This is a genomic window from Psychrobacter sp. AOP31-B2-9 (assembly GCF_052378005.1).
Taxonomy (GTDB): domain Bacteria; phylum Pseudomonadota; class Gammaproteobacteria; order Pseudomonadales; family Moraxellaceae; genus Psychrobacter.
In genome coordinates this window covers 19,707-30,182 of record NZ_JBQSXG010000030.1, presented here as the reverse complement: position 1 = coordinate 30,182, position 10,476 = coordinate 19,707, and the positions used below count along the sequence as shown (strand labels likewise).

At 41.2% G+C, this 10,476-nt stretch carries 9 protein-coding genes; 8 read left to right on the top strand and 1 reads right to left on the bottom strand.

All coding sequences use genetic code 11. From position 1 onward, the window contains the following. From ACT3SX_RS05465 to ACT3SX_RS05455, 3 genes are all read left to right on the top strand, one after another. On the top strand, window positions 1–836 hold an 836-nt coding region (locus tag ACT3SX_RS05465; protein ID WP_444761693.1), incomplete at its 5' end, for an RHS repeat-associated core domain-containing protein. Between the two features lie 33 nt (window positions 837–869). Beyond that, window positions 870–1,181, top strand: coding sequence for a transposase (locus ACT3SX_RS05460; RefSeq protein WP_192529932.1), 312 nt, complete (start codon window positions 870–872; stop codon window positions 1,179–1,181). After that, complete coding sequence (locus ACT3SX_RS05455; RefSeq protein ID WP_200662912.1) at window positions 1,178–2,059, top strand: IS3 family transposase; 882 nt, start codon at window positions 1,178–1,180, stop codon at window positions 2,057–2,059. Before ACT3SX_RS05460 ends, ACT3SX_RS05455 begins: the two co-directional genes overlap by 4 nt. On the opposite strand, the gene ACT3SX_RS05450 is transcribed toward ACT3SX_RS05455, so the two are convergent. After that, window positions 2,051–2,299 carry a hypothetical protein gene (locus ACT3SX_RS05450; RefSeq protein ID WP_442069589.1) on the bottom strand — a complete coding sequence of 83 codons (249 nt, stop codon included), beginning with the start codon at window positions 2,297–2,299 and terminating at the stop codon, window positions 2,051–2,053. The genes ACT3SX_RS05455 and ACT3SX_RS05450 overlap by 9 nt on opposite strands. A 316-nt stretch (window positions 2,300–2,615) precedes the next feature. Between ACT3SX_RS05450 and umuC the strand changes: the two genes are divergently transcribed. From umuC to ACT3SX_RS05425, 5 genes are all read left to right on the top strand, one after another. Further along, on the top strand, window positions 2,616–3,944 hold the full coding sequence (umuC, locus tag ACT3SX_RS05445; protein WP_442069590.1) for a translesion error-prone DNA polymerase V subunit UmuC: 1,329 nt from the start codon (window positions 2,616–2,618) through the stop codon (window positions 3,942–3,944). Further along, on the top strand, window positions 3,945–4,130 hold the full coding sequence (locus ACT3SX_RS05440; RefSeq protein WP_442069591.1) for a hypothetical protein: 186 nt from the start codon (window positions 3,945–3,947) through the stop codon (window positions 4,128–4,130). 162 nt (window positions 4,131–4,292) lie between these two features. Continuing rightward, on the top strand, window positions 4,293–4,883 hold the full coding sequence (locus ACT3SX_RS05435) for a hypothetical protein (RefSeq protein WP_442069592.1): 591 nt from the start codon (window positions 4,293–4,295) through the stop codon (window positions 4,881–4,883). Next, window positions 4,883–7,207, top strand: a complete 2,325-nt coding sequence (locus tag ACT3SX_RS05430) for a hypothetical protein (protein ID WP_442069593.1) — start codon at window positions 4,883–4,885, stop codon at window positions 7,205–7,207. Before ACT3SX_RS05435 ends, ACT3SX_RS05430 begins: the two co-directional genes overlap by 1 nt. Beyond that, window positions 7,200–10,460, top strand: coding sequence for a site-specific integrase (locus ACT3SX_RS05425; protein WP_442069594.1), 3,261 nt, complete (start codon window positions 7,200–7,202; stop codon window positions 10,458–10,460). Before ACT3SX_RS05430 ends, ACT3SX_RS05425 begins: the two co-directional genes overlap by 8 nt. Window positions 10,461–10,476: the final 16 nt, after the last annotated feature.

The following is a 10,476-nucleotide window of genomic DNA, read 5'->3' as shown; positions in this document are numbered from 1 at the left end:
GGTTTAAAAAAGAGCTAACATTTAAATACAATGCTAATAACGAGTTGAGTCAAACCATACTCACGCATCATAAGGGTAGCGATACCGTTGTCACTACGACTCATTATTACTACGATGCCTTTGGCAGACGCATACATAAACACAGTCAGATTAGTCAAGGATCAAACACCGAGCAAAAGCACATGCATATGCTTTGGGACGGTGATAACGCCATTCAAGAACATACCGACACCCATGTCTATAACACCATCTATGACCAAGGTAGCTTTACACCTGTAGCAAGGATGGTATGGCGCAAAGATACCCTGCAACAAGCGGCTAATGATGACAGTGATAACGTAGTAAGCAATCAAGACAGCAGTTCAATACAGGTTTATCATTATCATAACGATCAGCTCGGCACCCCAAATGAGTTGACCAACAGCCAAGGTGAAGTGGTTTGGTTCGCTGATTACGAGGCATGGGGCAATACTGCGAAAGTAGTTTGGCGCGAGGAGAAGCTTGAGCAATTAAAAGTGTCAGCTGATGAGCTGCAACCGATACGTTTTCAGGGTCAATATTGTGATGAAGAAACAGGCTTGCACTATAATCGATTCAGGTACTATGATCCTGATATGGGGATGTTTACTACGAGTGATCCGATAGGATTAATGGGCGGAGATAATGTGTTTGCTTATGCGCCGAATCCTGTTAATTGGGTAGATCCGTTGGGGCTTAGAGGAGGAGGCGTTAACAGCACGAATGCATATACCTTAAAACCTACTTCTCCAGTAACAAATATAAATAGTACTCCTGGATTCGATTGTAGTGGCATAATTAAATCGGACCACGCTTAAGAGGTTATACTAACCCAAAAGAAGGAACATAGTATGACTAGCAACCGCAGAGAATATACCCGAGAATTCAAATTAGAAGCTATCAGCTTAGTCGTTGATCATAAGCGCAAAGTAGCAGAAGTGGCAGAGTCTTTAGGAATTGGTGCATCAACCCTAGATAACTGGGTACGCAAGTATAAAAAAGAGCAGCAAGGGGTTGCACCAGCTGCAGGTTTAGCCCTCACCGATGAGCAAAGAGAACTACAAGAGCTACGTAAACAAGTTAAACGACTCACTATGGAGCGCGACATTCTAAAAAAGGCTTCGGCTCTGCTAGCCTTGGACAGCCTGAACGTCTATCGCTGATCAGCAAGCTTGCAGAGCAAGACAAACGACTGAGCAAGCGTAAGCTATGCCACCTGTTTGGTGTCGTTAGAAGCAGCTACTACTATGGTATTAAGACTAAGCCTATTGATATAGAACGCGTCAAACTCAAAGCATTAATACGTCAGATATTCAATGACTCCAAACAATCGGCTGGTGCTCGCACTATTGTCGCTATCTTATGGAATGAGCATAACATCAGGCTGACACGTTACCTAGCAGGTAGTCTTATGAAGAGTATGCACCTTAAAAGCTCTCAGGAAAAGACACACAAGTATAAGCATGCTGATCAGATGCATAAAACCCACGACAATATCCTAAAGCGCAATTTTAGTCCAAGCATGCCTAACCAAGTCTGGACGGGAGATGTGACCTATATCCGTATCAAGAGCGGCTGGTGTTATCTAGCTGTGGTGTTAGATCTGTTTGCCCGTCGTGTCGTGGGCTTTGCCGTATCAGACTCTCCTGACAGTATGCTGACTGCTAAAGCACTACAGATGGCATATCAGACGAGACTTAGACCCAGTAGGGTGCTGTTTCACTCGGATCAAGGCACGCATTACACTAGCAAGGCATTTGCTGAATCCGTGGCTAGTTGTGACGGCATGATTCAAAGCATGAGCAGAAAGGGTAATTGCTGGGACAACGCGCCAACTGAACGCTTCTTTAGAAGCTTTAAAACGGAATGGATGCCAAAGGGTGGTTATGAAGATATCTTTGAGGCTAAGAGTGCTATCACTGACTATATCTGGGGCTATTATCAAACTGTGAGACCCCATACTTTCAACAATTACTTAACACCATTAGAAACAGAGAGACGCTATTTTAACAAAAACCTCTTATCAGGTGTCCTAAATTAGTTGACCACTACAGTACTTACTTTTCGCCTTCAGATGAGTCGCGGGCTTCTTTGACTGATGCTTTGATACCACTACCTTCTTCTTAACATGTGGATGTTTGTTGTTAAACTTCACGCTGGCTTTTTGATGCTTGACTTGAGTGACATGATGCTTAGCAACGTGCGGCGCTGCATTGGCTTGGCTAACCATGGTAAAGCAGGCAGTCAGGGCTAAGATTGAGCTGATCATTATTTTTTTCATGGTGTTCTCTCGTTTCAGTTAAAAATCAGGGCGGGGGTGTTTTTATAAAGCCCCATGCTATCGACAACGAGAATGATAACGGGTTGTAGCGTTAAGTAGCTTGATGAAGATTAACGAAAGGTTACGACTGTTGCTTGTGCTCTCACTGATTAAACACTTCGCCTAAAAACCTCGCGACAACCGTCGTCGCATGAATCACATCTGCCCTTGAATTGTGCAAGCGGCTGTCTCTACAATCAAAGTTATCTTGTCCAAACATAGTTATGTGTGCTTAGGTTCACCTTATCTTTTATGCCCTTCACCTAAAGAGTCCGCCATGTATGCGCTCATCGACTGCAACAGCTTTTATGCCAACTGTGAAAAGCTCTTTCGTCCTGATCTAAGGGACAAGCCTGTGGTCGTGCTCTCTAACAATGATGGCTGCGTCGTTGCTCGATCACCTGAGGCAAAGCTATTGGGTATTAAGATGGGCGTGCCGTACTTTCAAGTCAAAGACTTCTGTGAGCACAATAACGTCACTGTCTTTAGCTCCAACTACACCCTCTATGCCGATATCTCTCAGCGTGTCATGATGACCCTTGAAACCCTTTGTCCAACGGTTGAGGTGTATTCAATCGATGAAGCCTTTTTATACCTAGCTGACTATCCTGTTGCCATGCAAGATCTCAGTGCTTACGGACATAAGCTTAAAGCCATTGTCGAGATGCATACGGGTATTCCAGTGGGTGTTGGCATTGGCACTACTAAGACCATGGCAAAGCTTGCCAATCATGCGGCTAAGAGGTATCCCGCTACCAAAGGCGTCTGTGTGTTAGATAATATCAGATGGATACGCCGCATCATGCAGATAACCGATGTCGGTGAGCTGTGGGGTGTGGGTCGTCGTTATAAGATCAGACTTAACGAGATGGGTATTCAGACGGTTTATCAATTGGCTATCTGCGAGCCTGGTAAGATAAGGCAGCACTTTGGGGTAGTACTCGAGCGCACCTGCTTAGAGTTAAACGGTCAGTCCTGTCTGGGTATTGACAGCATAGCGCCCAAGAAGCAAATCATCTCCTCACGCTCTTTCTCTGAGCGCATTACCGACCAGCAAGCCCTTAGCGAGTCTATCTGTGCTCACGTAGCAAAAGCCGCCAGTAAGCTACGCAAACAAGACAGCGTGTGTGCTTATATCACGGTCTTTGCCAAGAACAGCCCGTTCAGTAAAAATGAGCCTTATGTCTCAATCTCTGGTGACTATCACTTCATCACGCCAACCGCAGACACCAGAGTGATGGTCACGGCTGCTAGGCAAGTACTAAAGGTTATCTATAAAGAAAAGGTACGCTACGCCAAAGCGGGTGTGATGCTGCTTGGCATCTGTCAGCATGATGAGGTGCAGCTTGATTTGTTTGCAGAAGATCAGGACAAGAGAGATGGCAACAGTCAGAATGGAAGTGCAAAGCAAAGCGCTGAGAAAAGAGGTGAGGTCACTGCCATCATGGATGCGCTTAATAAAAAGTACGGACAGAACAGCAATCAGCAAGCGGCGGTCTTTATCGCCAGTGAAGGTATTAAAGACAAACAGTCATGGCAGATGAGCCGAGACATGTTATCACCGTGCTATACCACCAATATCAATCAATTGCCTAAGGTGCATTAGATGACCGTCAAAATAATCGGTAAGCTAACTAATGAAGGTGAAACGATATTGCTGTCGTTGTACAGTGATAAGGTCAAAGCGGGATTTCCAAGTCCAGCCACCGACTATGTGCAAAACTGTATTGATTTAAATACGTTACTCATACGCCACCCTGCATCAAACCCCGGATTTGAGCTACTCACCTAGTAAATAAATAAAGCAAAAAATCTCTTAGAGCTACATAAGTTGTGGCATTAAGAGATTTTTTTGTGTCTAAAATTATTCTAACTGTTTAAAAGTCTTAGCTATTTCTTAATTCTGAGCACCACAACACTAAAGTGTTTGACACCTAAGTCATTATTGGATAACATGAATAATATTCACTATTTTTATATAAAAATGAAAAATATTAACTTTAAGCCAAGACAGAAACTCATAGTTCCAAGTAAAAGTAATTTGCTTGTGCACCGTTATGCTGAGACGGCTTTATGTGTTTGGCAGAGATTTAAACCTAAGGCTACTTACATCAATATGGAATGTATTGATAAGTTCTATCGACCGCCACTTCGATTGATTGATGGAGGAGATAATGCTTTTTATTTCTTCAATGAGTTCCAGAGGATTAGTCAGGTTTTAAAGTTAGAGAGTGATAGTGATTACCCGTGTTTAATTACGCCTGAAAGTATTAAAGATGTTCAGAAGCTGGCATGGATGGAAGTTATAAATTTAACGTTTTTGAAGGATATTCATCACCCTGATTTGTTTAATGCACTTAAAAGTACTGCACCTCAAAGTGTGATATGCCAGCTCATGGGGGTTAGGCAACTGACTGTAAAGGAGTATTGCCATTTTGCAGGTATTAGCCAGAGTAGTTATGAATATCGCCAATGTAAGTTTGCACTAGAAGAGCGTGTTATAGGTCTCCCTCAAAGTATGAGCTGGTTGAGTGGTGCACCCTAATGAATATAAAGAAATTTGATAACAACGAATTAAAAGTGGTTTTAGATCAGCTAGTACCACCTGATTCACCGTACTGTATAAAAGTACAAAGTCTGATTATTAATACTCTTTATGTTAATCCAGGCTTTTGCCTACATATCAGTGAACATGCCAACATAGAAATGCCGGTATTTATATCGTCTGAATGTGAAGCTATTGCCAAGACAGTCGTCAAAGAGAAAAAGATTGAGGATTGGGCAGTCACTTATATGCTGGTCTTGTTTTACCAGAGGTATGGTCAAGCACATATTGATAATGAAGCATGGCAGTTTATGAGTGCATATCTGCAAATAATTATTATGATTGCTATACGTAAGGATGACCACTCCGCCAAAGTCAGTCAGCTAAGTGTGCGTCTAAGGATGGGCTTAAAGGACAATAATCCACAAACTGAGATTATTAAAAAATTGATTAGTATTCATGCTCAACATGCTTCACTCACAGATGCATTAGCGGCGTTACGTCAATACGAAGCCCAAATCGGAAATGATGAAAAGTTAGGCAGGATCGTTAATAAAAAGTTGGCTGGTAAAATTGGCCAGATCAGACTTGCTTATGAAGTGGTTGCAGAGAATAAAGCGTTTGTAGGTAAAACCTATAGCAGCTCACAAAACAATGAGCTTAGTAAAGAACACGCTAATAAGCGTTACCTTGATAGTGATGATGAGCCAATACGAGTCACAATATTTGGCAGACCCCATAAAAATGATAATGTGGCGGACGCTGAAAATATCGCTGATGATGACACGCCTGCGCTCCTAGATAATGACTTTAAACCCTCCAGTACAACCGCTAAATCCTCAGAACTACAGCAATGGAAGCTAAAAAACAATTATCGACATGTCCGCCGTAATCAGTTTTATTTTCCTACCAACCTACGTCAACTAAGCCTACTGAGCTATCAGATGTTATTTGCTCGGGTGTGGCAGCTTTTTGGCGTTGTCAGCTATAAACAGCGTCGGGTTTATGCCGTTATATTACTATCAATGCTAAGTGGTCGGAAGGTCCAAGACGTGATTTATGAGCTGGCATTGGATAAAAGTCAGCGCAAGTGGTTGAGTCATGAAAGCGGTTCGGCTGCTGATAGTTATGCTATGAGTAATACTATTAACGTAACTTCAAATCGTAGAAGCCACTTATTGCCACATCGTCAAAGCCATGATAATGAATTTAAATTACCTCTGCCAGCGAGGCTACAAGCAGTTATTGAAAATAAGTTTTCGGTGGATGGCGATGAAGTGTCTGAAGTGCTGGCAAGCTTGAAAGTGCAACTAGAGCTACCGGTGTTATCAAATCAGCATATTGACGCTTGTTTATATACAGTTATAAAGAATGAGCTGCAAGAGCCATTACATGCCGACATGATTACTGGAGTTGATGTGAAACACAGCTCGCCCTTGTACTACACCAGTATTGAGACAATAAGCTTAGAGAAGACTTACTACAGCGCCATACAACTATTGACCGAATACTGTACTGCGGACAGCCAAGGTGAGCTACGACAGCTTAGTATGTCTAGCACGAAAAGCAATCGTTATAAAAAATATATTGGTAGTGACATGACTTTAAATATTGATATCTGCCAAAGATTTTTTGATGAGCTTGCTGAAGCAACTGAGAGTTATAACGGTCGATTAAAGCGGAACGTAAGCATAAGGCAGGACCGTTATATTGAGCAGTTTAATGCTTATGGTGTCTGGTTATGGCACATCATCTTTATTCAGACTGGGATTAGACCCGTAAAGCATGCGCCTGGGCTTTTAAATCAATTTGATTTTAGGCAAAGGCTGTTATGGGTGTCGGATAAAGAAGAGCGTCAGGGACAAGGGCAGGGAAGGCTTATTCCTCTTAGTGATTTCTTAATCACAGCGATTCAAAATTATATTAAATATATCAAGCAATTTGCGGTCATGCATAATTCTATATATCCCAATGACCAATTTCCTATAAATAAAATTTTGAACTCTAGTCAGCCACTCATTCAGCTATTTAGCCAAAATCCCAAAGGCTTTACCGGTATTAAACCTAGTAAGGTTCGCTATCAGATAAAACACTTTTTTAGTCACCAAGACAACTGGCTTAGACATCAATTACGCTCACTACTAACGAATAGGTCCCCTGAGCATTTGATCTGCGCCCTATATGGTCATGAACATCCAGATCAGGAGGCTATGCATCCCATGTCGTCATTATCCATTAATGAGCTAAAAGCGTTATCCGCTGACTTAGAGAAAGTTGCAGTTGAGCTTAACCTACGACAAGTTGAGGTGAATATATATGGATAATGCCGTTGCTCATCAGTTAAGAGAAGAAAATAAAAGCAAGAGTCATGAGAGTATCAAAAATGAGGCAAAATTTTTGATAGCTTCGTATGTTGATGACAATCACATACTCACAGGAACAGACCTAACTGAATACTATCAAACCATTGGTAGCATACTTGAGGTGCATTTTGATACTGCGCATAGCTATCACTTAGCCAGACAAGGATTTTTAGAATACATACGGAGTTATAACAAATCTCATGAACTGAGTATGGATGAACCAGTTGTGCCAGTCATAGCAGAGCGTGATCATTTAACAATATCCTATGATTGGATGGTAAGTGGTGCTCAAGTAAGCCTTGCTAGCCAGCAAATAATTGAGATATGGCAACGGAAAAGAAGGTTCTCAAACAATGATTTGATTGAGTCAGTGCTCTACTGTAGCGTGATGTATGGGGGATTGAATGACATAGATGTGTTAAAAGCACTGTATCAATGGCTCCTAGGCGAACGTGACATATATCAATTGCAGCTACCAGCAACTGATGAATTACCAGATTCAGGTGTCAGCAGCGAGAGTTTGGCGCTAATCTTGCTCAGTATTGATGATGACAATTACGGTTGTTCTTATACGCAAAGTCATACCTCAGAGGATGTATCTGCTACAAGCTTACAGCGCTATGTAGAGTACATACCTGATGATATGACACTTTGCTTTTTATACGCGCTAAAAGATAAAAAGTTAAAAAAAGAAGGTGTGAAATCGTTTGAAACCATTGTTGATGATATTTGTAAGAAGCTAAAACTACAGAATAAAGATAAAAATAAACCGCATTTATCACAATTAATAAAATACGCTGACTATCATTGGCGGCAGATGAAGGGTGCCGATATAGATAGTGCGCTCACTGTTGTTAGACAGGGCAAGATTAAAACGACGGGCTTAACCACAAATAAGCTTATTAGTTATAATCAAGAGGTGATTAACTCAAATCTACAGTCGCTCACTTGGGAAGAGTTATTTGTAGCAAGTTATTCAGAATCAGACAAAAAAAGTACCAATAGTAGGGTTTATCCAAGCTTTGGTAAGAATCTTATTAAAGAGGTTCAAGACGCACTTAAGGGCAGTAAAGCATCCGCTATTATACAAGTAGAGCTGTTACAGCAGGAGTTAACCCAACCCAACGGCATGCGTCTTTTAGGATGGGTAAAGAGCTTATTGAATGATAGCAATAACAGGTTAAATACCATCAGCAAATATCTGGGATGTATTGGTCGGGATTGGCTGATGCTAACAATGGATGAGAATCTTGATGAATGGTCTGGTGAGGACTTTGAAGCTGTATATGAGGAGATCATTCAAAGTAAGATTAAGGATGGAAGAAAGCAGTCTATTTTGAACAAAGACTCAGGCTTTGGCGAAGACAATCTAGATGCGGATGATGACTTAGTTGGCTGTACAGACGATGTGTTAAGTAAAGGTAGTCTCAATGTCCTTAATAATGAGCATATAACCAAAAACAAAGTTTCATACCTGGATAAGCTCAAAGATACTCAAAAATTTACTTACGGCAGACTACGAGCTTTCCATGATTATCAGCGAGCATCCTATAATACGCCGTTTGTGCATTTCCCATGGGGTAATAAACGCCAAGTGGTAAATGCGAACATGATATCACCTCGGATATATCATGCGATGAAAGAGTATTTGGTCAATTCGGGCTTAGACGATGAACAGAAAAACCTGTGCTTAGTAGTGTTAAGTCTTGCGTATCGAACAGGGTTGCGAATTAAAGAACTTATCGGTGTTAAAGTTCGTGATATAGCTGACATCTATATTGATGAACATGGACAACGAATAGAGCAGCCGCAAATATGGTTAAGACCAAATCGCTATCGGAGATTGAAAAGTAGCAGCGCAAGCCGCCTTATACCCATTAACTGCCTACTTAAGAAAGACGAGTTAAAACAATTTACTCAGTTATATCGTCAGCAGAAAAGGTTGAAGCGTCGTTACTTGTTTTCTCAAGGTTCAGGTGATCAGCCGTTACCCAGTGTGATTTTCAGTAATCTCATGAAGTTAATTTGGGACAGATTGCTAGGAGAGCACGATTTCACATTTCACAGCTTTAGGCATACTGCGATTAGTCAGCTGGCGTTAGTACTAAGTAAGTCGCCATTGGCACAGGTGATGACTGATTATGATAATGAGCAGTGCGAAAAAGTAATAAAAGGGGTCCTTGGCTATCACAAGGAACAAGGATCCTGGTTTGGACTGGCCAGCTTTGCAGGACATTTAACGTGCGACACAACCTTCGAGCATTATATTCATACTGCTCATCTGCTGGCAGGGGAGCGGCTGAGTAATGCTTGCTTGGAGCTACCTATAACAGTTTTAGAGTTAATAACAGATCTAGATTACTCTGCTATCTATAGACAAGACAAAACTGCTTATGATGCAACGACAAAGACTGTGCAATTAAATAAGATAAGACCATATTTCCTTAAAAAAACGGCTGTTAATAAAACACCATTATTTAAGAATGCAGATGAACCTGATAGCAATGCTAGCCAGCCACTGTTAAATAGTAGTTTGAATGAATTGAAAGAGTCGAATACAAATTCAATTTTTATTCACCCTAAATATGCGGACGTCATAGGTTTTCTAGCGGAGCTGCAGGAGTTAAAAGAAAACTCTCGAGATCAGCTGTTACCTGAAGTTGCTATTAGACATGGTATAAGTCTAAATGAATCTAAATGTTTATACCTGCGCGCTAGTCAGCTGTTCGACGATGACAGGCTATCAATAGGTAGGCCTAAAGGTAGTAAAAACCAGGAGGTAATAATTAGAGCGTTAGATAGAGCCTATAAGATGTCTATAAAGGATCCTGAGAAGTTGAGAATGTTCATTGAGATATTTGCACGTAAACATAACTTAAATAACTCATCGATTCATTTTGGTATTAAGGAGACCCAGCTGGAGATGCTACAGAGTTTTATGCTAGTAGGTTGTCAGCTTATTGATGCCAGTCATTGGCAGGTTAGAGCATATAGCGAGCAAGCTGTAAGTGATGTTAAAAAAGACTTAAGTCTGAACAGCTCAATACGTGTCGGTGCTCGTGAGAATTTTCACGGTTATGAGGTAAGGGTAGTACAGAAAAAACGTAAATGCTCTGACAAAAACTTGGCTACCACTGATCACTATTATGCATCATCGGGAGTGCTTAAATATCTAGGTTATTTGTTAATGGTACTAACAAAAAATAAAGTATAGAGTTTAGAGCTATTTA

Excerpts from the sequence above, each read along its gene's own strand:
- ACT3SX_RS05460 (WP_192529932.1), top strand. The coding sequence starts at position 870 with ATGACTAGCAACCGCAGAGAATATACCCGAGAATTCAAATTAGAAGCT.
- ACT3SX_RS05450 (WP_442069589.1), bottom strand. The coding sequence starts at position 2,299 with ATGAAAAAAATAATGATCAGCTCAATCTTAGCCCTGACTGCCTGCTTT.
- umuC (WP_442069590.1), top strand. The coding sequence starts at position 2,616 with ATGTATGCGCTCATCGACTGCAACAGCTTTTATGCCAACTGTGAAAAG.
- ACT3SX_RS05440 (WP_442069591.1), top strand. The coding sequence starts at position 3,945 with ATGACCGTCAAAATAATCGGTAAGCTAACTAATGAAGGTGAAACGATA.
- ACT3SX_RS05435 (WP_442069592.1), top strand. The coding sequence starts at position 4,293 with ATGAATAATATTCACTATTTTTATATAAAAATGAAAAATATTAACTTT.
- ACT3SX_RS05430 (WP_442069593.1), top strand. The coding sequence starts at position 4,883 with ATGAATATAAAGAAATTTGATAACAACGAATTAAAAGTGGTTTTAGAT.
- ACT3SX_RS05425 (WP_442069594.1), top strand. The coding sequence starts at position 7,200 with ATGGATAATGCCGTTGCTCATCAGTTAAGAGAAGAAAATAAAAGCAAG.